General features: G+C 37.6%; 21 protein-coding genes and 1 pseudogene. 8 read left to right on the forward strand and 14 right to left on the reverse strand.

Annotation, left to right across the window (positions count from 1 at the left end; genetic code table 11):
• The first annotated feature begins 554 nt into the window (after positions 1-554).
• A pseudogene (locus BMF77_RS29105) lies at positions 555-4,195 on the forward strand (NB-ARC domain-containing protein).
• 252 nt (positions 4,196-4,447) lie between these two features.
• Entirely contained in the window at positions 4,448-6,091 is a 1,644-nt protein-coding gene (locus BMF77_RS23625) for a radical SAM protein (protein ID WP_148766298.1), read from the forward strand.
• 196 nt (positions 6,092-6,287) lie between these two features.
• Here the strand turns inward: BMF77_RS23625 and BMF77_RS23630 are convergent, their stop codons facing one another.
• Both BMF77_RS23630 and BMF77_RS23635 read right to left on the reverse strand, forming a co-directional pair.
• Complete coding sequence (locus BMF77_RS23630; protein WP_148766300.1) at positions 6,288-7,793, reverse strand: pitrilysin family protein; 1,506 nt, start codon at positions 7,791-7,793, stop codon at positions 6,288-6,290.
• 173 nt (positions 7,794-7,966) lie between these two features.
• Positions 7,967-9,544, reverse strand: a complete 1,578-nt coding sequence (locus tag BMF77_RS23635) for a pitrilysin family protein (protein WP_148766301.1) — start codon at positions 9,542-9,544, stop codon at positions 7,967-7,969.
• Between the two features lie 150 nt (positions 9,545-9,694).
• On the opposite strand from BMF77_RS23635, the gene BMF77_RS23640 reads away from it, so the two are divergent.
• Positions 9,695-10,309: a TetR/AcrR family transcriptional regulator gene (locus BMF77_RS23640; RefSeq protein WP_148766303.1), complete on the forward strand. Its 615-nt coding sequence runs from the start codon at positions 9,695-9,697 to the stop codon at positions 10,307-10,309.
• Positions 10,310-10,434: 125 nt separating this feature from the next.
• Here the strand turns inward: BMF77_RS23640 and BMF77_RS23645 are convergent, their stop codons facing one another.
• From BMF77_RS23645 to BMF77_RS29115, 7 genes are all read right to left on the reverse strand, one after another.
• Positions 10,435-10,875 (reverse strand): DUF4332 domain-containing protein, encoded by a 441-nt coding sequence (locus tag BMF77_RS23645; RefSeq protein ID WP_015080608.1) that lies wholly within the window; start codon positions 10,873-10,875, stop codon positions 10,435-10,437.
• Between the two features lie 316 nt (positions 10,876-11,191).
• Positions 11,192-11,992 carry a PhzF family phenazine biosynthesis protein gene (locus BMF77_RS23650; protein WP_148767202.1) on the reverse strand — a complete coding sequence of 267 codons (801 nt, stop codon included), beginning with the start codon at positions 11,990-11,992 and terminating at the stop codon, positions 11,192-11,194.
• A 17-nt stretch (positions 11,993-12,009) separates the two neighbouring features.
• Positions 12,010-12,918, reverse strand: coding sequence for an Rpn family recombination-promoting nuclease/putative transposase (locus BMF77_RS23655; RefSeq protein ID WP_148766305.1), 909 nt, complete (start codon positions 12,916-12,918; stop codon positions 12,010-12,012).
• Entirely contained in the window at positions 12,918-14,540 is a 1,623-nt protein-coding gene (locus tag BMF77_RS23660; RefSeq protein WP_148766307.1) for a radical SAM protein, read from the reverse strand. The genes BMF77_RS23655 and BMF77_RS23660 overlap by 1 nt, the downstream gene beginning before the upstream one ends.
• Before the next feature lie 16 nt (positions 14,541-14,556).
• Positions 14,557-14,811: a SemiSWEET transporter gene (locus BMF77_RS23665; protein WP_015080604.1), complete on the reverse strand. Its 255-nt coding sequence runs from the start codon at positions 14,809-14,811 to the stop codon at positions 14,557-14,559.
• A gap of 169 nt (positions 14,812-14,980) precedes the next feature.
• Positions 14,981-15,457: an IS200/IS605 family accessory protein TnpB-related protein gene (locus BMF77_RS29110; RefSeq protein WP_371735134.1), complete on the reverse strand. Its 477-nt coding sequence runs from the start codon at positions 15,455-15,457 to the stop codon at positions 14,981-14,983.
• A 37-nt stretch (positions 15,458-15,494) separates the two neighbouring features.
• On the reverse strand, positions 15,495-16,223 hold the full coding sequence (locus tag BMF77_RS29115; protein ID WP_371735135.1) for an RNA-guided endonuclease InsQ/TnpB family protein: 729 nt from the start codon (positions 16,221-16,223) through the stop codon (positions 15,495-15,497).
• Positions 16,224-16,256: 33 nt separating this feature from the next.
• Here BMF77_RS29115 and BMF77_RS23675 point away from each other — a divergent pair, with 33 nt between their 5' ends.
• Both BMF77_RS23675 and BMF77_RS23680 read left to right on the forward strand, forming a co-directional pair.
• Positions 16,257-16,439, forward strand: coding sequence for a hypothetical protein (locus BMF77_RS23675; RefSeq protein WP_148766309.1), 183 nt, complete (start codon positions 16,257-16,259; stop codon positions 16,437-16,439).
• A 356-nt stretch (positions 16,440-16,795) separates the two neighbouring features.
• Positions 16,796-17,008: a hypothetical protein gene (locus BMF77_RS23680; RefSeq protein WP_148766311.1), complete on the forward strand. Its 213-nt coding sequence runs from the start codon at positions 16,796-16,798 to the stop codon at positions 17,006-17,008.
• 5 nt (positions 17,009-17,013) lie between these two features.
• Here the strand turns inward: BMF77_RS23680 and radC are convergent, their stop codons facing one another.
• From radC to BMF77_RS23695, 3 genes are all read right to left on the reverse strand, one after another.
• Positions 17,014-17,745: a DNA repair protein RadC gene (radC, locus tag BMF77_RS23685; protein WP_015080602.1), complete on the reverse strand. Its 732-nt coding sequence runs from the start codon at positions 17,743-17,745 to the stop codon at positions 17,014-17,016.
• Between the two features lie 246 nt (positions 17,746-17,991).
• Positions 17,992-18,930 carry a phosphoribulokinase gene (locus BMF77_RS23690; RefSeq protein WP_148766314.1) on the reverse strand — a complete coding sequence of 313 codons (939 nt, stop codon included), beginning with the start codon at positions 18,928-18,930 and terminating at the stop codon, positions 17,992-17,994.
• Between the two features lie 117 nt (positions 18,931-19,047).
• Positions 19,048-21,135 (reverse strand): NACHT domain-containing NTPase, encoded by a 2,088-nt coding sequence (locus tag BMF77_RS23695; RefSeq protein ID WP_148766316.1) that lies wholly within the window; start codon positions 21,133-21,135, stop codon positions 19,048-19,050.
• Between the two features lie 236 nt (positions 21,136-21,371).
• On the opposite strand from BMF77_RS23695, the gene BMF77_RS23700 reads away from it, so the two are divergent.
• The 3 genes from BMF77_RS23700 to BMF77_RS23710 all read left to right on the forward strand — a co-directional run bounded on the left by BMF77_RS23700 (position 21,372) and on the right by BMF77_RS23710 (position 22,657).
• Entirely contained in the window at positions 21,372-22,034 is a 663-nt protein-coding gene (locus tag BMF77_RS23700) for a class I SAM-dependent methyltransferase (RefSeq protein ID WP_148766317.1), read from the forward strand.
• 79 nt (positions 22,035-22,113) lie between these two features.
• Positions 22,114-22,332, forward strand: coding sequence for a DUF433 domain-containing protein (locus BMF77_RS23705; protein WP_028082764.1), 219 nt, complete (start codon positions 22,114-22,116; stop codon positions 22,330-22,332).
• 1 nt (position 22,333) lies between these two features.
• On the forward strand, positions 22,334-22,657 hold the full coding sequence (locus tag BMF77_RS23710; RefSeq protein ID WP_015080597.1) for a DUF5615 family PIN-like protein: 324 nt from the start codon (positions 22,334-22,336) through the stop codon (positions 22,655-22,657).
• Positions 22,658-22,752: 95 nt separating this feature from the next.
• On the opposite strand, the gene BMF77_RS23715 is transcribed toward BMF77_RS23710, so the two are convergent.
• The gene (locus tag BMF77_RS23715) at positions 22,753-24,102 is read right to left on the reverse strand and encodes a (Fe-S)-binding protein (RefSeq protein WP_148766319.1); all 1,350 of its coding nucleotides are present in this window, start codon (positions 24,100-24,102) and stop codon (positions 22,753-22,755) included.
• A gap of 64 nt (positions 24,103-24,166) precedes the next feature.
• Positions 24,167-25,453, reverse strand: a complete 1,287-nt coding sequence (locus BMF77_RS23720; RefSeq protein ID WP_148766321.1) for an FAD-binding oxidoreductase — start codon at positions 25,451-25,453, stop codon at positions 24,167-24,169.
• Between the last annotated feature and the right edge of the window lie 216 nt (positions 25,454-25,669).

A 25,669-nucleotide genomic window follows, 5' to 3' on the forward strand; every position in this document is an offset into this window, starting at 1 on the left:
ATCACACCTACAGTAAAAATGCAAGGTATTTATAAAGTTTTTTCTAGAAAATCTTGACTATGTAAATTTATGTATACTTTTTTGGGAAAATATATCTCACATAAATATAAATAAGTTATAGTTGGGGATAGTGTTAAAATCCTTAAATATAATTCCATAATTCCTAAACCTTACAGGAATCAGTAACCCAGCTATAAGGGTACTGAGCTTGCAATGGTAATCAAGCAAGCTGTGCTGACCAGACCACTTCCCTTCCCTTCTCCGCTGCTTGCCTTCACCCGTCATTTTTAGATTGACAGACTACTAGTGCCTGACTGGTGAGCCATCCCTCTCAGGTCTAAGGACACTGAGCTTCCCAGTTACCGCGATGTCTTATAAATATAGGACTCCTAAATGATTCCTGATGGCCTGCGTGGCGTAGCCATAAAATATCAAGTAGTGTAGGGTGGACAAGGTTAAAAACTGTTACATAACAATCTTTTTAGAGTCAATATTCATGCTATAAAAAAATCTCACATACTAATAACTAATATATAATATGGAGCTTAGATAATATGAAGATTGTAGATAATATACCTCAGATTCCTGATGATTTCATTATAGAAGTGGCTAACAAACACAATGTTAGCAAAACCGAGCTAGAGGCATTACTTTTAGCATTAAAAAATTACGCTGGTGCAGAAATTGCCCAGAAACTTAATATTTCTCAACCGGCGGTGAGAAAAAGATTAGGAGAAAGTTATCGTAAATTAGGTATAGAAGGGAGCGGTAATAAAAAAATTTATAACTTGAAACAGAAATTATTTACTCAGTATCAAGGTACTCAAGAAAATGTCCTTACCTCAACAGAAGATTGGGGTGAAGCCGTTGATGTAGAAGGTTTTCGGGGTCGAAATGAAGAAATCTTAGAGTTAGAAGAATGGATAGTTGGTAATGATACCATGCGGTGTCGTTTAGTGGCAGTGCTGGGAATGGGTGGAATTGGTAAGACTGTGATAGCAGCTAAAGTTGCCAAACAAGTTCAGCCAAAGTTTGATTATTTGATTTGGCGATCGCTCCGCAATGCACCACCGTTAGAGGAAATTCTCAGTCAACTTTTAGGATTTTTACCCTCTAATCATACTGAAAATTTCTTAGCAATTAGTGAAAACAATAAAATACTTTTACTAATTGATATTTTAAGAAAACATAAATGCCTAATTATTTTAGATAATGTGGAATCGGTGCTACGTAGTAGTGAAGGCAAAACTCAGGGATGGGCTGGTGAATATGAACCAGGGTATGAAAACTATGGCTACTTTTTTAAAAAGATAGCAGAAGCATCACATGATAGTTGTTTATTAATCACTAGTCGTGAAAAGCCAAAAGAAGTAGCTGCACTAGAAGGTAAAAATCTGCCTGTAAAAGTGTTACAGTTAAATAGCCTCAAATTAGCAGAAGCCAGAGAAATTTTGCTAGATAAAGGTTGCACTTGTGATGATGAAAAACTACAAGAATTAGTCAACAGATATTCTGGTAATCCTTTAGCTTTAAAAATAGTTGCCACTACAGTTTATGATTTATTCAGCAATAATATTGCTGAATTTTTAAAAGAAATGAAGGAAGCAAGTGCTGCTTATGGAGATATTCGCACGCTTTTAGATACACAGTTTAACCGTCTATCAGAATTAGAACAACACGTAATGTATCGTCTAGCATTACGTCGTGAATATATCTCATTGACAGACATAAAAAGCGATGTAAAAAATAATGTAAAAACACCAGATGCAGAATCTAAAATACTAGAAATTATTGAATCATTGTTACGGCGATCGCTAATTGAAAAAGAAGCAAATACTAGTAGATTTGGGCAGCAGTCTGTGGTGATGGAATATATTAATGACCGCTACATTGAACAGGCAACTTATGACATTTCTGACATTAATGAAAAAAAAAACTGGAGTTTATTAATGCCCACCCCTTAATCCAGGCAAGATCACTTGATTATATCCGGCAAATACAAGAACGACTGATACTAGAACCAGTTAAGCAAAGACTTATTAAAGCTTTTGGTACAGCCACACAACTAGAATCTCATTTACGGCAATTGATCAGGAATTTACAGCAGAAATCACCGCCAACTCAAGGTTATGCAGTTGGCAACTTAATTAATCTACTACGACAACTTCAGATATATAAATCCCAAAGTAATTCCCAAATTGATTTAAGTGGACGCGATTTTTCCGGTTTGACCATCTGGCAAGCTTATCTCAAAGATGTGGACTTAAAAAACACCAGCTTTGCCAATGCTGATTTAACTGGTTCTGTATTTAGGGAAACAATGTCTAGTATTGTTTCTGTGAAATTTAGTCCTGATGGTAAAAAATTTGCTACAGGTTTAATGAGTGGAGAAATCAGATTATGGCGTACTTCTGATACTAAACAACTTCGCATTTATAAAGCTCATACTACTTGGGTTTGGACGTTAGCCTTTAGTCCAGATAATAAAACCATCGCTAGTGGTAGTGCGGATCATACCATTAAACTCTGGAATGTAGAAACAGGTAAATGTCTAAATACCCTGAAAGAACATACCAATAAAGTTTATTCAGTAGCATTTAATCCCGATGGTTCTCTTTTAGCTAGTGCTGGTGAAGACAAAACTATTAAACTTTGGAATGTAGAAACAGGAGTTTGTCAGCAAACACTATCTGATCATAATGGCTTGGTGTGGTCTGTCACTTTCCAAGCATCTACAACTTCTAATATTACTCCTTTACTGGCCAGTGGCAGTGCTGACAGCACAATTAAGCTGTGGGATATTAATACAGGTAAATGCCTAAAAACGTTAAATGATCATAATAGCGATGTTCACTCTGTAGCTTTTAGTCCTGATGGACAAACATTAGCTAGTGGTAGTGCCGACCAAACCCTGAGACTGTGGGATGTAACTACAGGTCAATGTAGACAAACATTAGAGGGACATAGTAAAAAAGTTTATTCTGTCAGATTCAGTCCTGATGGACAGATCTTAGCTAGTTCCGGTGAAGACAGAACCATTAAACTCTGGGATATGCCACAGGGGGAATGCCTCAAAACCTTACAAGGTCATTTTAGCCAAGTGTGGGCGATCGCCTTTAGTCCTAATGGTGACACTTTAATCAGTTGTAGTGATGACCAAACAGCTAGGTTATGGAACGTAAAAACAGGTGGTTGTTTGAATACCTTACAAGGGTATACCCGTGATGTATATTCAGTAGTATTTAGTCCCAATAGTCAAATTTTGGCTAGTGGACGGGATGACTTTAACATTGGCTTATGGAATTTACAAACCCAAAAACGCCACATTTTGAAGGAACATCAAGGACGAATTCGCTCAGTCGCTTTTCATCCCCAAGGACAAATACTGGCAAGTGGTAGTGCTGACAATACCATCAAACTTTGGGATATCGCAAATATTGATCAAAGCCAATGTATTCAAACTCTCAGAGGACACGATAACTGGGTGTGGACAGTTGCATTTAGTCCCGATGGAAAAACTCTAGTCAGTAGTAGCGAAGACCACAGTATTCGCATCTGGGACACATTTAGCGGTGAATGTCTCAAAAAAATTGATGCCCATAGTAATTGGGTGTGGACAGTAGCATTTCATCCCCAAGGACAAATACTGGCAAGTGGTAGTGCTGACAATACCATCAAACTTTGGGATGTCACAACTGGAGAATGTTTGCAAACTTTTACAGACCATCAAGACATGATTTGGTCACTAGCATTTAGTCCCAATGGGGAGTTTTTAGCCAGTGGTAGCGAAGACCAAACCGTGAAGTTGTGGGATCTTAATACAAATAAATGTACTCAAACATTAGAGCATGATAAACAAGTCTACTCAGTGGCATTTAGTCCCAATGGGCAGACTCTAGCCAGTGCTGGCGCTGATACTAAAGTGATGCTATGGCAAGTTAGTACAGGTAAATGTAAAGAAGTTCTCACACTCGGACATACAGCAGCGATTCGTTCTCTAGCTTTTAGTGCTGATGGTAGTTTATTAGCTAGTGGTAGCGAAGATGAAAACATTCAGTTGTGGAATATGCAAACCTATAGTAGATTAAAACTTCTTGAATCTGAACGTTTGTATGAAGGTATGAATATTAGCCATATTACAGGCTTAACCGATGCTGAAAAAGCCTCTTTAAAAATGTTGGGTGCTGTTGATTAAAGTCTGAATTTTCAGACAGCAGTTTTTTGAGAATTGATACATTCATAATCAAATTTAGTTTATGAAATCATTCTGAGGATATATGTATGCCACCACAATTTTATTCTGTTTTTACCCCGTTCATGGAGATGAAATTATGGAAAACTTGAATTACTAAAGAGATATCAACAAAGTTAATAAATAGGCATTTTGGCATCAAATATATCAATGGATATGCTAGGTTCTAAAATGATTTATGGTCGATAAACAAAAGTGAAAATTTTACTGATTGGCGAATTTATTAAACACAGAAGCTTCAACGGAGCTAATAAAGCCTTACCTGTTTTAGCTTCTAGCTTGGTTAATGCTGGATTTAGTCAAGTTTTACAACTAGATTTAGAACGTCCTGATTTAACTATTGATGATGTTTTAAATGAAGTTAAAAATGCTGATTTAATTATCTTTGCTGGTTGTCTAACAACCCAATGGACAGAAATTGATGATCATAGTAGAAAAATTTTTAGAGAACTTCAGAAATATCACCGGGAAACAGTACCAATTTTAGTTGGTGGTTATGCAACTAAAAGTGTTGAAGATATTGCCCGTATTACACCTTGGATTACAGCCTTTTGTGATGGTGAGGGAGAAGAATCAATTATAGAAATTGCTCATGCAGTAGCCAGAGGTACTTTCTATGAAGATATGAAAAATCTACCAGGATTATGTTTTATGAATCAAGATGGTAAATTTTACCGCGTTACACCTAATTCTTTTCATAATACAAGTATTGTTTTTCATCGTGCTATGACAACAAGAGTTAACAAGTTTGATGATATTGACCAAAATTTTGGTTTAATTCATATACCACAAGTCCATGATATGGATATTTTTAAATCTCTAGCTGGAAGACAATTAAAAACAGCCCAAATCTTTACTCAGCGAGGATGCCCTTGGGGATGTCATTTCTGCAATAAAAGTAATGAAAGTAATCATGTTGTGAGATTAAGCGCGGAATCCTTGCGTAGACAATTACGGCAATTAAAACAACGTGGTTATGAGGCAGTTTATCTAGATGTTGATACTTTTACAGTTCATGACCAGGATGCCAAAAGAGAAGCAGAGATTCTTAAAGAAGAGGGATTTTTTTGGGGTTCAAATACTAGAATTGATAAAATTAACTATGATCAAATGCGTTATTTAGTAGAAAACAACTGTGTATATATGTTTTTTGGAGTTGAACATACATTATCAGAGGTATCATTAGCTAGTCACAAATTCAATGGTTCTATTGCTAGTCAAATTAAGCAAGCCTTTGATTATCAAACTAAGGTTATCAGAGTTTTTGAAGATATGAATAAAGCTGGATTACCCAGTAGTTATTTTTTGATTTTAGGATTACCAAAAGCTAAATTAAACGCTAGTAAAACTGATATTATTGATTATGAGCCAACAACTTTGGCTGATGATATCGAAGCAATTCGTTTTGGTATTGAAAATTGTCATCCAGATTTTTTAAATTTCAATTTGCTGCGATTTATGCCTGGGAGCATAGCTGCTGATACGATGGGAAATTGCAACTACTCTTGTGTACGTCCGTCAGGAAAACAGCCAATTACTGCTGGATATTTTTTACCACGAGCCGTTAAGCATTATGGCTATCCCCAGTCCCAAGAACATGGTGTTTACCGATTGTGTGAATCAGTTAGCAGATATCAACCTATTTCAACCGCCATGAATCCCCAACGGGTTTACGATACTATTTACTATGCCATACAGTTAATTAATAATAAAATTGATATAGGTGGTAAAGCTACAAAGTTGTTTATTGATAGAGATTTATTAGCTTTAGGTTTAGTCAGTCAGGATGAACAGGGAAAATATGCGATCGCTCCTTTAGAATATTTCGCTAACATTTAACCCGGTTCGCTCATTTTTTTTGGAGTTTGAGAAATTGTCGAAAAACAGAAAATATTCACAATGCTTATACAGCCGTTGAACCCTCGTAATTTGGCTACAGTATTGTTTATATAATTAATTTTGCCTACCTACTTAACAACTAAAACAACCAGATCCCCGACTTCTTTAAGAAGTCGGGGATCTAAATTAAATTCTATTAATTCTTAGCTGCTGGTTGAGTGCCGGGAATGGTAATATCTATTGATGTTACCTTGGCTGCTAAATCAGTTAATGGTTGTTTCATAGCAGCTTGATTTCCGACTACTAAAGTCACTAAATTTTCTGGTTTCAGGTATTTCTGTGCCACCCGTTTAACATCTGCTGCTGTAGTAGCAGTAATGGCTTTTTGATAACGAAATAGGAAATCAGCGGGATAACCATAATATTCGTATCGCATTAATCTAGATAATGTTTGGCTAGGATCTTGAAAGTTGAAAACAAAGGAGTTGAGTGTAGAGTCTTTGGCTTTATTTAATTCTTGGGTTGTGATATTTGCAGTTTGTAACCGTTTAATTTCTGTTTCCAGGGATTTAATGAATTGAACTGTGGTTTCTGTACGGGTTTGTCCTCCAGCTAGGAATGTTCCTGGGTAGTCGAAACGGGGACTCCACATTCCATATACAGAATAAGCTAAACCTTGACGCGATCGCAATTCATTAAATAAGCGTCCCCCAAAGCCATTTAATACGCCATTCATGACATCCAAAGCTGGATAATCAGGATTGTCGAATTTTCCGCCCAAATGACCAATTAAAACGCTACTTTGGGTGAGTTGGGGTTGATTAACAGAAAATACACCGCCTAAATTAGCTTGTGTGACTTGTGGTAATGGGGTTTTAGCAATTTGAGTATTTGCTTTCCAATCACCAAACTTGGCTTGAATGAGCGATCGCATTTTTTGAGAATTAAAATCACCCACAATCCCTAAAATGATCTGATTGGGGTGAAAATACTGTTGATAAAATTTCAGCAAATCATCACGGGAAATTTTATCAAGAGTTGCATACTCAACAGTCCGGGAGTAGGGACTTTCTTGCCCATAAATTAATTTTCTCAACTCTCGACTGGCAATACTATTAGGGTTATCATTGCGACGAGCAATACCACCCCGAATTTGAGTTTTATCCAAATCCAACTTTTCCTGTGCAAAAGCCGGTTCTCGTAATACCTCACTAAATAGCCCAAATGCCATTTCTAGATCTTCACTCAGGGCTTCAAAACTAGCACTACCAGCAGCTTCTCCCATATCTGTTTCCACAGACGCAGCCCGTTGTTCTAATATCTCATTTAATTCATCAGCGGAATGCTTTTTAGTGCCACCACTTCGCAATGTAGAACCCACCAAACTAGCTAAACCTGCTTTTTCGGGTTGTTCCCAACGGCTACCTGTTCTGATCAATGCTGTACCTGTTACCAATGGTAATTCATGATCTTCCATCAAATAAACTACCAAGCCATTTTTAAGTGCATACCGCTCATACTTGGGTAATTTAATTGCGGAAACGGGGGCAAATTTTAACTCATCGTAATGCTTTGCTGTTGTTGCTGCCCAAGAAAAATTCAAATTTACGAGCAAACAAGCAACAACAATCACCAATGTGAAAACAAATTTTTGTCCCTTAGCAAACTGGAATTTTTTGCTTTTCAAATCTAACCTCAACATATCTATCTTCAATTTTGGTTCAGGATTGAAAGATTAATCCTTTTTGAATTTAAGAATTTTTAGGACAACACGGCGTAAATCAACAAATTATTAAAAATCTCCAAAAAGCTGGGATAATTTGCTTTTTTAATTTTTAATTATTAATTATTAATTTTTAATTCCGCCCTGCGGTACTATCCTGGTTGTTTTGATAACAACTTCCCAACTATGCGATTTTCTGGCGTAAATGTTGCCTTGGCGACTCTTTGAATATCTTCAGGAGTGACTGCGGCAATTTTTTCTAATTGCCCAAATAAATTGCGCCAAGAACCGGTTTTGACTTCATATTCCAACAACTGTTGTGCCATGCCTGAATTAGAATCAAGGCTGCGTAATAATCCGGCTCTTGCTTGGGTTTTTATCCTTGCTAATTCCACCGCAGATACAGGTTCTGTTTTCAATTTATCAATTTCTTGGCGTAAAGCGATCGCTACTTGATCGACTGTTTTCCCAGGAGATGTGAGAGCATAAAAGAAGATGAGATTAGGATATTTATCCCCTGGAAAGCCACTAGAACCTTGAGCATTTAGGGCTAAACTTTGTTTTTCTACCAAAGACTTAAACAGTCTTGATGTTCTGCCGTCACTCAATAAACTGCCAATTATTTCATAAACTGCATTATCAGGATCAGTCACAGCAGGACGATGATAACCTTCTAAATACCAAGGTTGAGTAGCTAATTCTAAAGTAACTTCCCTGGTGGCAGTTTGTTGGGGTTCTCCAGGTAGTTTTTGTTGGGGTTTGGGTTTAGCTGCATAACGCCCAAAATAAGTTTGGGCGAGTTTTTTGACTTCAGTGGGATTGACATCTCCCACAATTGCAATTGTTAAATTACTGGGAGCATAATAAGCATCAAAAAACTTCTTAACATTCTCTGGTGTTAAGTTGCGAATATCTTGATCATAACCAATTACTGGTCGGCGGTAAGGATGAACTTTGAAAGCAGCATCTATGAATTTTTCCACCATTTGGCCGATAGGAGAATTTTCCACTCGCAGCCGTCTTTCTTCCAAAATTACTTCTTTTTCTTGATAGAATTCCCGAAATACAGGATCTAAAAAGCGATCTGATTCTAAAGACATCCACAATTCTAATTTATTGGCTGGAAAACTGTAAAAATAGCGAGTAGCTTCGGAGGAAGTAGTTGCATTTAAACCCACACCTCCAGCTTGTTCAACAATTTGCCCCATTTCGTTTTGTTTAACTAATTTGATGGCTTGGGATTCTACTGATTTAAATTCAGTTTCTAACCGCGCTATTTCATCTTTTTTACTATTAGCTTTTGCAGTTTTGATTTGGTTATCTAGCTGTTCTAACTTGGCTAAAAGTGGTGCTTCGGCTTTATAGTCTGTAGTCCCGATGCGTTTTGTGCCTTTAAATGCTAGATGTTCAAGAAAGTGGGCTACTCCTGTTTGTCCATCTGGTTCATCAATCCCACCGACATCAGCATAGGTGAGAAAGGAAACTACTGGGGCTTGATGTCTTTCTAAAACGATGAATTTCAGTCCATTATCCAGGCGAAATTCTGTGAGACGATTAATTACTTGTTCTAGATAAGGTTGAATGGAACTTTGGGATTTTTGCAGGGCTAAAGCTGTTTCTGGGATCAATCCTCCACTAAATACCATTAATGCCAAAGTGGTGGCTAATAGCCGCCGGAATGGGGAATTTTTAACGTTACCCATGAAGAAATTTAAAATTGTCTGGTGCATAAGCAAAAGTTAAAGTAAATTTACATTACTTGAGAAATAGACTACTTAACAAAAAGAGAGTTATCTTCCATTAAGCTTTTTGTATTTTTAGCATTTGATGTTGCACAATAGGGCTACGAATCTTGTTTTAAATATATCAAAATAACTACTATGCGGATTTTTAGTTCTCCTCCATCATCAGAAACGCAGACGCGTACACGCATTTTGCAAGCAGCACAACGATTGTTTGCAGCCAAAGGGTTCGAGGGAACTACAACCCGTGATTTAGCACAAACCGCAGGGGTAGCTGAAGGAACTCTCTTTCGTCATTTTGCCAATAAAAAAGCAATTTTGGTGGAAGTAGCTACTAGCGGCTGGGTAGATATTCTCACAGATTTGCTGACAGAACTTAGCGAAATGGGCAGCTATAAGGCGATCGCTCAAGTTATGCGCCGGCGGATGTGGAATTTACAAAAAAACGCCGATACCATGCGCGTTTGCTTTATGGAAGTGCAATTTCATCCAGATTTACGCGATCGCATTCAAACAGAAGTTATTGATAAAATGACAGATGTTGCTGAAGCATTTTTTCAAACCGCAATAGATAAAGGCATCTATCGTCAGATGGATGCCAAACTTGGAGCTAAAGTTTTTTTAGGTCTATTTGCGATCGCCGGTTTCTCCGATCATACCCTCATAGAACCCAACGCCTCCCCCCAAGAAATGCAAAAAATGGCGGAGGGACTAGCGGATATTTTCCTTAACGGTGTCTTAGCAAAAGAATAGGCAGGAGGCAAGAGGCAAGAGGCAATAATAATTATTACCACTTACCACTGTACGGGCGAAGCATTTGGAGAACTATTTTTGACAATGACCGATAATTTATCTTCCAAATGCTTCGCCCCTACTGACTAATTACCCATTGCTTGCGCTTGATGACTCCACTGTTGCACCAATTCAACTGCTGGACACAAATCCCGGTTATGCAATGTTGCTACTTGCAAACGCATAACTTGTCTATGTAATCTGTGAGTCGGAGTTTGGGCTAATTGGGCTATGGAAATAACCCCAGAGTGAAGCAATATACCGCAATACTGAGTTCCTACACTGGGAACACGGGCTAAACCTGCCAAAACAACCCATTTATTCACAGAATGGATATTTACCTGTAATTTACCCGCTAATACTATTCTCTCTTCTGGAGTTTTTCCTCTATTAATTAATTCTTCTGTGGTATTAATGCCACAATTCTTTAATTGAGCTTGATCTTCTGCACTCAATCCTGGTAAATCTTTTACAGGCCAATCGGATTTTTGAAGTAAATTTCTATTAGCTGCACGGTTAATGGTCATTTTTTGAGTTTTTAGTATGGGTTAATTTATGTAAAAATTCAGTATTTACAGGGATTTCTCCTTCTGAACTCTAACATTTTTATCAAATCACCATCCCTCTTTAGGACGGTATTACTAACATTATCACCTATAAAAAATGGAAACCCCAATTTATTTACTGTCCAACTTCCTGCATTAAAGGAGGTTCACAGTCAATAATGCCCGATAAGTGTCATCTGAAATCTAAAAATTTAATTACAAATATTAACTTAATCCTTGTCTACTAAGATCCCCAACTTCTTTAAGAAGTCGGGGATCTGCGGGATCTCATATATTCTTAACCTATAGTTAATTTTCCTTGCATTACTGTTACAGCTTGTCCAGATATAAAGACGCGGTTTGCTCCAGGATAGTACACTTTGACTACTCCACCCCGACTAGAAGCTTGATAGGCTAAAAATTCATCTTTTCCCAATTTATCCCGCCAAAATGGGGCTAAACAACAATGTGCCGCACCTGTTACTGGATCTTCATTAATCCCTAAACCTGGGGCAAAAAAGCGGGAGACAAAATCATATTCCGAGTCAGAATCAGCAATGCTAGTAACGATAATATCAGCCTTAGTGAGAGTTTTCATCTGTTGGAAATTCGGCTGCATTTCTCTGATTAATTGCTCAGATTCTACTTCTACTAAATAGCCGAGAGAATTTTGGACAACAGATTTACAATTCACTCCTAAAACTTGACTTAATTCTGGAGGTGATTCTACAGCTTGAGAAAGATTCACCGGAAAATCTAACTGAATCCAATCATTTTCTAGTTTCGCTGCAAGTACACCACTTTTTGTATAAAAACGCGCTTCTTGATTTGGTAATAAATGCCCTTGTGACCATAATACATGAGCGCTGGCTAAGGTAGCGTGTCCACACAAGGGAACTTCTACCGTGGGAGTAAACCAGCGCAAATTAAACCCATCATCTTGTTTAATTAAAAAAGCGGTTTCTGATAGATTCATTTCCTGGGCAATATTTTGCATCCATGCTTCAGATTTTGGACTATCTAAAACACATACAGCCGCAGGATTTCCTTTGAATGGAGTATTAGTGAAAGCGTCTACTTGAGTAATAATTTGGGTCATTTGTAAACTATCTAAATCTATGATTCTGTGTGAGATTTTAGCCATTGTTCTAAATCGTTAATATCTCCAAAATCTAATAATGCTTCTCCCAGGTCTTCTAGCTGTGCTATTCTCAAGCTGTTAATACTTTCGATGTAGCTATCATTCAATTTTCCAAACCGTTTCGATAATATTCGCAGCAGCAAGTTTTTCTCACCTTCTTGTCTTCCTTCTTGTCTTCCTTCTTGTCTTCCTTCTTGTCTTCCTTCTTGTCTTCCTTCTTGTCTTCCTTCTTGTTCACCCTCCTTTTTAGCTTCTTGATATACCCTTGTTTGCTTAATATCACTCACTAAAAACATGGCTTCTATCTCCTGACGACTTAATTGTGAAAACTTTGACATCAAAACACTTTCCAGTAATTCTATAATACCTTGTCTTTCACTATCATTGCTAACTTCTGTCTTTGTTCTTGCCATTAAGGTTTTCACCAATTCCTGTGATTGGTTTTCTTTACTGACAATTAATTCAATTAATCCCATCCCTATTGACCCTGATGGTATTTCATCTAAATAAATTCGTTTGATTCGACCACTATTGACTAATTCTTGTTGGTAATTAGTTAATTTCTCTACATCCAAACTCCGTTTCGCAAATAAAGCTACTGCTTGCCAATCTTGTTCGGGTTTATATTGATTGAGATAAATGTTGATTTCTGTAATTAATTCCCAGTAAAACTCTGGTTTGTTTTGAAATTGCACCTCGACAAAATAAATGGGTTTTTCTTCACTATTTGGCATAAATATCCCATCAAATCGAAAGGCTTTTTCTTTGACTTCTACCGAAGTAAATTGATAACCTGCCGCATTTTCTGGGGGTTGTCCCAGTAGTTCAAATAATAGAGTATGGAAGGTGAGGAAGATTTGGTAGAATATGGTATCTGTGTGCATTATTGATGATTTAATTCTGAGTTGGTAGCTTCTGCTAAATGTTTAATTAGTGTAGACTGAGGTAATGGTCCATGCAAGTGATTCCAAGGTAGAATTTTCTCAGTTGACCAATTACTATGAACATAAAAATCTAAGTCGGGAATTTGTCCTTTTAGTTGTTTAAAAGCCCGTTTGTAACTTCCCAAAGAGTCACCAAAATCGCGGGTTAATTCTAATAATTGAGAAAGTCGGCGATCGCCTCTCGACAACAAAGCCTGTATAATTGACCAATTATAGCTTTCTGGTCGAAATTCTATCCCTTGGGGTTTAATTTGCTTTTGTAATAACTGTAACCGCTTTTCTGCTTGCTTATTAACCCCAAACCATTGAAATGGTGTATGTGACTTGGGTACAAATGTGCTACAGCCCAACGTTAACCGTAAACCAGGCGCAGCTTTTTTGACACTCTGCATCATTTTTACAGTTGCGTCTATATCTTCTGCTTCTTCCCCAGGAATTCCCACCATTCCATAGAGTTTTAAACTAGACAAACCACCAGCTTTTGCATTGATAGCTGCTTGGATAATTTCATCATTATCCAATTTTTTATTGACAATTTTCCGCACTTTTTCCGAACCACTTTCGACAGCAATTGTTAATGATCTTGTATCGCGTTTTGCCAAAGTTTCAGCTAATTTAACAGTAACTGTATTGGTTCTCACAGAAGCCACACTTAACCGCACATCATCATATTTTGGTTGACTAATATAATCTAATAATTCTGTAAATTCTGGATGTTGAGTAACAGAAGCCCCCAACAAACCCAAACGATTTGTAACTTTTAAACCCCGTTCAATTCCCGGAATTAAAGAATTTTCTAAACTCGCAGTTCTAAAAGGTAAAGTTAAATAACTAGCTAAACAAAAGCGGCACATTTCGGGACAACTTCGCACCACTTCCACCATATAAATATTTTCCCAAGCAGCTTTTTCTGTGACAACAGTAGAAGCAGAAAGAGTATTTCCTCGGTAAGTTTGCTTTTGGATAATTGGCGGAATTTCCGATGAAATAGGATTAATTGATTTTATTTCCCCATCTGGTGTGATATATTCAATTACATATAAACTAGGAATATAAATTCCCGGAACTTGGGCTAAAGTTTTTAACTGAGTTTCTCTATCAGCATTTCTGACTTTTTTATAAGTATCTATAAAATCACCAAGTAAATTTTCACCATCTCCCAATAAAATCACATCAAAAAATTCAGCATAAGGTTCAGGATTAGCTGTGAGAACTGGTCCACCACCAAAAATTAAAGGATGATTTTGATTGCGAGAATTAGCCCGAATCGGAATTTCTAAAGATTCCAAAAGATTAAAAATATTCACATAATCTAATTCCCAAGACATAGAAAAACCTAATAATTCTGGATGTCTAGGAAGTTGTTCCCGAATATCAGTAAATAAGCGACTTACCTGCAAATCATCACGCATAGCCAGAGTCGCCCATACCACCTGATAACCCAGACTAGTTATCCCCACCGTATACTCATTAGGAAAGGCGAAAATTACGGGAATAGCATCGTGATTGGGGGTTGCGGGCGTAAACAGAAGGCGTTCAGAGTTAAATACAGATGGTGTCACAGCTTTTTTAGTAGAGTTATCTATATTTAATTTTAAGCCATAGAATAATCAAGTTAAAACATAATGTCACCGCGTTGGCGAGAATAACTGGGAAAGCACCGAGAATAATCCCATAGACTAACCACAGAAACAAACCACTCATGAAGACAATCAGCATCACATAAGAAACATCTTTCGCTGATTTTGTGCGCCATATTTGCAACATTTGCGGTAAAAAGGCAATAGTGGTTAATCCACCTGCAACTAATCCTAAAATGGTGATAAAATCCATTGTTAACAATACATCCTGATTTTAAATATTATACGCCATTAATTGCACATATTTAGGCAAATAGTATAAATTAACTGTTGAAAATTTTTGTGAGATCATGTTATTTGAAGATCAGATTCAGAAAAAAATATTATTTTTGACACTCCCCGCTCTAAAGAGACGGGGATTCTTAAGACCAAATAAATAATCTTAACGGCGATATCAATGCGCCTCTACTGATTCCACTAGAATTTAATCCTAGCTTTACCGCTACTTTTCTGAAAATATTAGCTGCACCGTTGCAATCTGCATTGATTTTTGTACCATCTTGAGAACGGTACAAACCCCGGCTAACTCTTTTCCCTGACTCTTTCCACCCTTCGGGTTTTTCACCAAATGTAGGTAGAAAATCATTGTCTAGGAACGATGTTTTTGAGGTATAAGATTCTTCAGTTTCAACGAACTTAATGCCGTATTGTTCACACAGTTGAGCAATGCGGTTTTTTAATCTTGCGGTAGGAACTTGGACAAATTTTTGATTAGTTTTAGAACCTAAATTTATAGAATCTTTTTGTCCGACGTTCCAGCCAAAAACGACAGTCCCAATTTTATGATCAATGCAATGGTTGATTACGATTCTAGCTGCTTTATTAGTAGCGTCCCTCATCCGGCGATTCCGCTTTTCAGTTATTGATGCTAATTGCTTAGACCAAAAACCAAAAGGATTGATTTTCTTTGAGAACCGAAACTCGTTTGTTGTACCATTGATTCACTGATTTTAACTTGCGTCCGTCAATCAGAAATGACGTACCAACGTTACTGACACAGGTTAGCCAGTTGTTCAACCCGTGATCAATTGATAAAACATTCTCAATATTTACGTCGGGCTTGTGAGAAGTTATTTTATAAATTAACTCCAAATAAAATTCATTATTCCTTGGCAGTATGCGGTATTCTTTGATGTCCTTATGCTCTAAATTAGAAGGCATGGGAACATAAAAAGCGTCAAGCCCAAACCAAACTTTTACCCTACTACCCATCGGAAATCTTAGCTTACCATCCTTTAATTTGATAGCTTGTCCAGGAAAAGTTACGAGATTTAATCCACCTTTTCGGTATCCAGGTAGCTTAGGTTTTTGAGTGACTGTACCGTTCTTAATCCCTTTCAAAAGTCCAATATAAGACTTGAAAGATTCCGCCACAGTTGTTAAACATTGCTGTGCAGCTTGAGAATACATCGCCCCAAAATGTGAATTACTTGCTAACTCACGATGCAAGTCAAACTTACCAGGAATTTTACCCGTCTTAAAAAACAATTGTCTGGCATAATAAGTCCCACAATTAGCAAGTTTATTTGACTCCCCACACAAGAACTCAAGAATCGCTCCTAACTCCTTGTTGGGACTGATTAATATTTGTTGGCATCCATACATTGCGTTATTCTCCCTTTGTCTTATAATAACACAATGTACAAACAACCGCAAGACATTATGAAAGATAAAACAGTATCAGTCCGACTCTCAGAACGCAGAAAACATAAGCTGTTTTTATATGCAGCGCAAAGAGAGAAAACCATCACCGCATTGATAGAAGATTGGGTAGATAGTTTAAAGTTGAAAGAGAATAAAGATAATATTGAAGGCGGTTAAAACCGCCCGTGTCGTTTTTCATCCCCTGTCTGTTCGCCCTTGGCGTTCCCGAAGGGTAGCACGAAAGACGGAACTAGCGTTCCTGTTTCTCAGGGGCTTTCAAACTTCCCAGTTTTTCTTGTAAGTTATTGTTTTGATGATAATTTGGGCATTCTCTAAGGATAAGTAGGTTAGCATTGAAAATCGTCGTTATGGCAAGGCAATAGGCAAGAGGCAATAGGCAAGAGTGAAGAGGGTTTGGGCGATTTTACTTTTGGTTACATATTACTCTTCGAGAAGCCGCTCCGCGTCTACGGTTTTTTTCCGTTCACCTACTTAGTTATCAATTGTAATCTCTAATTAGCGAGGAATTGAAGATGAAACGATACATACCCTTTTTTTTTATTGCCTTTATTCTCTTTATAACAGTGGGAGATAAGTTATTACCAGGTGCTTTGGGAAAATCCAGCACTCAAACCCGGATAGCTTTGAATAATTTTGCTATTGACTTATTTCCTAATATTAAGCGTCCCAAAAACCCCAATACCCGCACAGAAAAAGCAGTAGAAGACCTAGAACAAAAAAGGTAGAAATATCAATCAACTTGCGGACAATCATCCCATAAAGTTGTAATTTCTCTTAAACTCTGATGAGTGCCATTACCTAAGATTAAATGATCTAAAATGGAAATAGCTAACAGTTCCGCACCGGCTAATAATTGCCGAGTCAATTCTATATCTGCTTCACTGGGTTCTAAACTCCCTGAAGGATGATTATGGGCAACTATTACCCTGGTAGCACCTTGACGAATAACTTCTCGAAAGATATCACGGGGAGAGGCTAACGTTTCCGTCGCCGTCCCAATTGTAATTACCTTTGTGCCTAATAACTTATTTTTCACATCCAATAATAACACGGCAAATCTTTCTTGATTTTGCCACATCAAGTCTTGACTCAGCACCGCAGCCGCAGCAATGGGACTATCAATCACTGTTCCGTCGGAAGGACGAGATAAAAAAGTCCGTTTACCCAATTCAATTGCAGCGAGGATAGTTGTCGCTTTTGCTGGTCCCACACCGGGAATTTCCATTAATTCAGCGGGGGAGACATTTCGTAAAGCAGCTAAGGGGTCACACTGACCTTTACCCAATTGCTGTAATATATATTGCCCTAAACCAACTGCTGAGAGTTTACCAGGTCCTTGACCAGTACCCAGCAAAATAGCGATTAATTCCGCTGTAGCTAAAATCTTCGGTCCGTGAGTCATTAACCTTTCACGGGGGCGTTCATTTTCCGGTAAGTCGGCTATTCTCAGGCAATAAGTCATACCAATTGGGAATTTTGAATTGGGAATAATTGTCATAGCATTTAGCTATCAGCTATCAGCGAAAAGCAGAAATAGCAAATAGCAAAGAAGAGGAGGTATTGATTTAATTACCTGTATTTCAGATTTTAAGGCTGATTGCTGAGGACTGGGGGCTGAATGCTAACTCATTATTTATCCCTTATTTTTGGACACAATTATTCCTTTTTGACAATATCTTTAATTTTTGTAGATACTACCCGGAATTACTTACTGGTAAATTTGCGTAGCTTTGAGCATATGGTAAGTAATAATTAACTGAGTTAGTGCTAAGGGATAACTTTGCAGTGTTTCTCCAGTTGTACCCGCAATTTTACCCAATTCTGGATTACTTTCCCGATCGCACACACTATTTAAATGCGGCATATCGTTACACATAATCTGTTCGATTTTATTCACCTGTTCCAAAGTTGCATGACCGTCAACCTCTAAAACATCCACCGGTTTTCCCATATCTCTATCTAGTCCCAAGCGAATAGCCGACTGGGAATCACTATGACCAGCGTGAATAATTTCCGTAAAATCAGGATGAGGAATGGAAGGACGCAGCACCAAGCGCACATTTAAACGTCCATTAGTGTCATCAATCTCATCATTAGGAGGATAGAAACTGACCACAATATCAGACCATTGCCGCTGAGGACGGATATACTGTTCCGAATCTGGTTCGCGTTTATCTAATTCTGCTAATACCTGTTCTGGAGTATAACCGCGTTTTTGAGTATCCCGTTTCACCTTCCAATCAGCGCGCAGTGGTTCAGGAGGGGCAAGATAAACCTTGACATCATAAGCATCACGGGCTGCACGGGTAGAATAACCTAGTAACCCTTCAATAATCACAAATTTAGTGGGTTTGATATATTGCGGTGGTTCAAAAGTCCCTGTAGAGTGGCTGTAAACCGGCTTGAGAATCGCCTGTCCTGTCCGTAGCAGCGATAAATGTTGCTGCATGATATCCAGGTAGTTACAATCAGGATGGAGTGCCGTAATGCCGATTTCTGCCCGTTGTGTGCGATCGTAGCGGTGGTAATCGTCTGTACAGATAATAGTCACATTTTCTGGACCTAGTACCTGAGCAATCCCTCTAGTCAGAGTTGTTTTCCCAGCAGCACTATCACCAACAATACCCAGAATAATTGGACGGCTCATGAATACCTCCTCTGACGCGAGTAAGTTTATAGAATAATCTTTAATTTTAGGGGGCAAATAAGCCCTTTCTTCAGAAAATCTTATCTTTGCAACATCTCTACATAAACTCCCTGGATTTTAATTACTCCCCACCAAAAACATCCGCGTTTCTATTGCTTCCCATGTTGTAGGTGATACTCGCACTGCTGCTTCTTTGCATTGGATAATTAGAAAATTGGCGTAGAGATAATTATCTAGTGCCTTTGTTTCTTCCCCAGATAAATCAACCATTTCTGGAGTAAGATTAAAACCATTGAGTAATGTTTCTCTCAATGTTTTAGCAAAAGCTTGACGTACTTCTTCTGGTTGTTTATCATCAGGTATTTTAGCTTTTAGTGCTTCTAGTTGAGTAAGTAACACAGTAAAGTTGAGCTTTTGATTAAAGATTTGTAATTTCTCAATGCTACTGATGTAATCAATGGCGTAGGCGTAGACTTTGGCGTTGGCGAGGGCGTTGGCGAGGGCGTAGACTTTGGCGTTGGCGAGGGCGTTGGCGGCGTAGGCGGCGTAGGCGTTGGCGAGGGCGTTGGCGAGGGCGTTGGCGTTGGCGTTGGCGTTGGCGTTGGCGATCGCAACTGCACGTTTCCCAACTGGTTTATAATCACCTTGAGATCCTACTGTGATTTCTTCCGCCCAATTTAATAAAGCTTGTAATTTTGGGGTATTGATATATTTTTGTACTTCCTTTTCCATCAATAACAACAAATCATCTGCACCACCCCGCATGACTCCCGCAACTAACAAAAATACTTCCTTCCAACGTTTATCTATCAGATGTTCAGTCACTAATTTTTCAACTAGACCATGATCATCAATATATTGGGCTGTTAAATATTCCTGTAGCGTCAAATGAGAAAAAGAAAATACATCTCTAGCACGTTCGACTAAAATTCCTTGTTGAATCGCAATCGCATTTAAAACTGCTTCACCATTTAAATGCTGTGGTGCATTCAAATTACCCGCCAAAAAAGTTTTTATTTGGTCAACAATTTCCGATTGTGAGAAAAACAGCCGATTAGATGCAAACCCAGTATAAGCAACTTCTGAAAGTAATAACTCTTCTAATTCTGTATGCAGTCCTTGATAAATTTCATCTCGCAAAATTCGCTTTTCAGATGCCCATTCTTCTAACAATATCCGCAATGCCTTTTTATATAAAACACTGCGATTATTAGGAAAATTCTGAGAACGGTCATATACTAAACAAAGAAAAGTCAGTAATAAAGGTGTATGTGCTAACTCTTTCGCTGCTTTGTTTTCTGGCTTTTGCAGTAATTCCCAACATTTTTCCCCCGTTTTCGCTTGTTGATCATCTTCTCCATGAAACCAATTATTAATAAATTGCTGAATTTGTGAATCATCAAAATCAGCCATAGCCACATCACTAAATCGGCGGAAATTATTCCGATAAGCCGCAGTCCGACAGGAAGCTATAAACCGATTTTGATGATATGTATCAACAAAGTTCTGAATTTGACTGATAGTCTCATTTAGGTTTTGACTGGGAACTTCATCCAAACCATCCAATAAAATTAATAATTTACCCTGTTCTAAAGCCTTAGCTGTAAATTTATCTGGATCTGGAAATCCACAAATCCGAAACTCTTCAATAATAAATTTTTCAATATCAATATCACTCGAAGCAAATCTTTTTAATTCAATAAAAACCGGAATACAATTATGTTTGAATCCTCCTTTTTCACCTTTGAGTGCTTCCATTCCCATTTTTCTTAAAAAAGTAGATTTTCCTGCACCTGGCCCACCCAAAACCATCAAATATTGTTTTTTATTCGCAACTTCAATTCCTGGTTGTTTTTGACAATCTTGAGAATCAAACTTCCGACCTTTCCCTTGACGATATACTTCTTCTAATTGTTCAATAGATGTAAAACTACGAATAGCATCATCATTTAAAAACTGCACTGCTGTATATACAGATTCCAACTTCACAGGTTCACGCATTCCCAAAACTTTGAGAATACCGTGTCTTCCTGCATAGTTCTGTCCATATTTCTTAGAAGCATCAAAAATGAGTTGTTTAGTATTTTCATCCAGAGTTTTACCAAACACTCCCAGCAATTTACCACCACTTCCCCAAAGAGACTGGAAAACGGGAACAGCTACACCGCTAACCGCAGCGGCTAATAAAGGTTCAAATCCTGTCATAATCCTAAAATTAGTGAATATATCTCAACTTACAGCCATTCTCATGTATTTATACCACACTTATCTACTTGTATTCCTTTCTTCCTTTGCGTCTTTGCGCCTTTGCGTGAGACTTTAAAATTTCATTCATTAAATCGCGTTTAAAAGAGGATTTAGGGGTTGACATTCGATTTTAAATTTGTTATCATAAGATTGATGAGGAAGAACTATCATAAAATAATTAATAAACATAAATCATGTCAAAACAAACACTAGGCTTAGAACAAAGCCTATATGATTATTTGCTTTCAGTTTCCCTGCGCGAACCAACTATTTTAACCCAACTGCGTCAAGAAACCGCTCAAATGCCCAGGTCTATCATGCAAATATCTCCTGAACAGGGGCAATTTATGGCATTATTAATTAAGTTGATAGGAGCAAAAAAAACTTTAGAAGTAGGTGTATTTACTGGCTATAGTTCCTTAGTAGTAGCGTTGGCTTTACCCGCAGATGGCAAAATAGTCGCCTGTGATGTTAGTGAAGAGTATACCAGTGTAGCTCGACGTTATTGGCAAGAAGCGGGAGTAGCTGATAAAATTGACCTGCATATTGCCCCAGCATTGGAAACATTAGATAAGTTATTGACAGTGGGGGAAGCGGGGACATTTGATTTTGCGTTTATTGATGCTGATAAGGGTAACTATGATAATTATTATGAGCAATGTCTTGAATTAATTCGTCCCGGTGGATTAATTGCCATTGATAATGTGTTGTGGTCAGGTAAAGTTGCAGACACAGAAATACAGGATAATCAAACTAACAAAATTCGGGATTTGAATCGCAAATTACATGAAGATTCCCGAATTACCCTGAGTTTAGTTCCCATAGCAGACGGATTAACCTTAGCTATGAAAAATTAGCCCGAATAGATAGCGCAGGAATCACGCTTACTCCTATTTATAGCTAAACTAGGAATATAACTTGAAAGTATCAAATACAATGTCAAATCATCCTTCAGTTATAAGTGTCTCTTCTGAAATTATGAGTGGTACTCCTGTTTTCACGGGAACAAGAGTTCCTATACAAACACTCTTAGATTATTTAACAGCAGGAGATTCAATAGATGATTTTTTAGATGGTTTTCCCACTGTTACTAGGGAACAAGTCATTACATTCTTAGAAGAAGCAGGAAAACAAATGATTAACAAGGTAGCTTAGGATGAAACTGCTTCTAGATGAATGTATTGACCGCAAGTTAACTAAGGAATTTGTAGGTTATGAAATCAAAACAGTTCCGCAAATGGGATGGGCAGGAACTAAAAATGGTAAACTACTAGCTTTAGTAGAACAGGAATTTGATGTTTTTATTACGGTTGATAGAAATTTATCTTTTCAGCAAAATTTGTCCCAGTTTAATATTGCTGTAGTTGTTTTACAAGCATCTTCTAATAGATTAATTGATTTAAAACCTTTAGTTCCAAAGATTTTAGATATTTTATCTACATTAGTGAAAGGTCAAGCTGTAGTTGTTAGTCTTGAATAATAATGAACTGAAATAAGATCCCCGACTTCTTTCTGGATCTTGTAAATACATTATAAATTAATCTCAGAAGTCGGGGATCTGGATATTATAATTTTCTAGATCTCCAACTTATCACCCCGAATAGCATAATCTAATAACTCCATAGGGTGCATGACAGAAATAGTTTTCCCCTGTAAATATTTACTAATCTGCAAACTACAACCAGGATTAGGAGAAGCAATTAAATCAGCGCCAGTATTTAATAAATTCTGGGCTTTTTGTTTACCTAATTCTTCCGCAACTTCTGGCTGTAACATATTATAAACCCCCGCACTACCACAACATAAAGCCGCGTCTATGGGTTCTTTTAAAGTTACACCGGGAATTTGTTTTAAAAGTTGACGAGGTTGGACACTAATTTTTTGACCATGTAATAAATGACAAGCATCTTGATAAACTAAATTGATATTTTTCTCAGTCAAAGGTGAAAGTTTAGCAGTTAAACCCACATTAGCTAAAAACTCCTGTGAATCTTTAACTTTCGCGGCAAATACTTTAGCTTTTTCCGCATATTCTGGATCATCTGCCAAAATATGACCATATTCCTTCAAAGTATGACCACAACCGGCAGCATTGATAATCACAAAATCCACATGAGTATCAGCAAAACTATCAATCATTTGTCTTGCTAAAACCTTCGCTTGTTCCGTTTGTCCTTGGTGTTCAGGAAGCGCAGCACAACAACCTTGAGATTTAGGAATTACCACCTCACAACCGTTCGCAGTTAAAACCCTTACCGTCGCTTCATTGACACCAGAGAAAAACAACCTTTGCACACATCCTAAAATTACACCAACCCGATATCTTTTTTCACCCTTAGCTGGGATGATATCTGGTAAATTATCCTGAAAAGATTTAAGAGTAATTTCCGGTAAAATAGATTCCATAGCAGCTAACCGGGGAGATATGGCTTTAATTAACCCAGTTGCTTGCAATACCTTAGAAATTCCTAACTTTTGATAAACTAATAAAGGAAAAAGTAAAATTCTTAAAAGATCAGGATTAGGAAACAGAGAAAAAATTAATTGTCGAACCAACTTATCAGGTAAACTGCGATTATAATTTCTTTCCACCTGATGTCTAGTAGCCGAGATCAACTTATCATACTGCACACCAGAAGGACAAGTAGAAACACAAGCTAGACAACCCAAACAAGAATCAAAATGTTCAACAGTAGCCGTATTGAGAGCAATTTCACCCTCATTAATAGCATCCATTAAATATATCCGTCCCCTGGGAGAATCCATCTCCTTACCTAATACCCGATAACTAGGACAAGTAGACAAACAAAAACCACAATGAACACAACTATCAATTAACTTAGGATCAGGTGGATGACTTCCATCAAAACCCTGCAAATTCTTAATACTAGCAGTATTATTCACCGAACCTTCCGAAACTTGCATTTATATTTCTCCCCTCTTAACCTCTGTGACCTCTGCGCCTCTGCGGTTCGTTTTTAATTAAAACTTAAATCCCACCCACAAAGCGACCGGGACTTAAAATAAAATTACCATCAAACTGTGTTTTAATTCCCCGCATTACTGCCAAAGCATTACCATTATATCCCCAAACATCAAACCTTTCCTTTAACTCAACAGGTGCTGATAAAATACTTAAAAAACCAGAATTTGCTGCACATAAATTCCGCAAAGGCAAAATTTGATCTTTATTTTCTAAACGGACTAAACCCAAACCACTGCTAATATGAATTAAACCAATATCTATTTGATTGATAATTTTCACCGCAGCAGTTGGTAATACTCCTATTTTGCAAGTAATTGAAGATTCTGGATTAGAAAAATGTATTTGTTCCGGCAATCTTTGCCATAAATCAGCTTCTTGATTTTCTGAATAAATTACCCCATTTAAACCTAATTTTTCGCCAATTGCTAAAAGTCGTTTTGACTGTTCTTGGACACTTTCACTAATATTTTGAAAGCGGGTAATTAATCCTATTCCTGTTCCCAAATCTAAATTAGTAACTAACTTACTTGATAATAAATCAACTTGAGTTGGTGTTAATTCCGAACTTTGTAAAGTTCTCACTGCTTGGGATATAGCTTCAGGTTTTCCAGTTAATATCACAGTTTGCGAAGTTTCAGGAATGGGATAAACTCGAAAAGTGACTTGGCTGATAATTCCTAATGTCCCGTAAGCACCAGTAAATAATTTCATTAAGTCGTAACCAGCCACATTTTTAACGACTCGTCCCCCAGCTTTGGCGATTTGACCATCTGCGCGGATAAAAGTTATACCTAGAAGTTGGTCACGCACACCACCATAACGTTGCCGCAGAGAACCCGTATCGGCAGTAGCAACCATACCACCAATAGTAGCAGAATTAGGAAAAGCGGGATCAAGTGCTAAAAATTGGTGATGTTTAGCTAAAATCTCCTGAAGCTGGGCAAATTTCATCCCTGCTTCGACAGTGACAGTTAAATCACCTACAGCGTGTTCTATGAGTTGGTTAATGCGTTCGGTGCTGACAATAATATCAATATTTTTAGCTAAACCACCCCAATTGATTTTACTACCGCTACCACAGCTTAGAACACGCCATTTGTGACTATTGGCAGTGGTGATAACGGCGGCTAATTCTGCTTGGCTATGGGGATAAATGACACAACTAGGCTGGCTTTTGGGGTCTATTCCTTGTTGGATATTATGCTGTTGGGTGGGGGTAAGATTTTCCCACGATATAACGGCGTTTTCGGTGCTGAGAATAGAAGTTAAGGTAGATGCTATTGAATTCATTAGTCTATTTTTTATATCCTTATTATTAATTTAATATGAATTATGTTTCGCGTAAAGCTAAGAGGTTATCTCGTTCCCAGTCTCTGACTGGGAATGCCATGATGTAGGCTCTGCCTAATTGTATTATTAAAGGCAGAGCCTTATAGAATTCATTCCCATACTCTGTATGGGAACGAGAGATATTTCACAAATAAGTGTAGGGGTTTAGCACTGCTA

The organism is Dolichospermum sp. UHCC 0315A (genome assembly GCF_008121535.1).
GTDB classification, from domain to species: Bacteria; Cyanobacteriota; Cyanobacteriia; order Cyanobacteriales; family Nostocaceae; genus Dolichospermum; species Dolichospermum lemmermannii.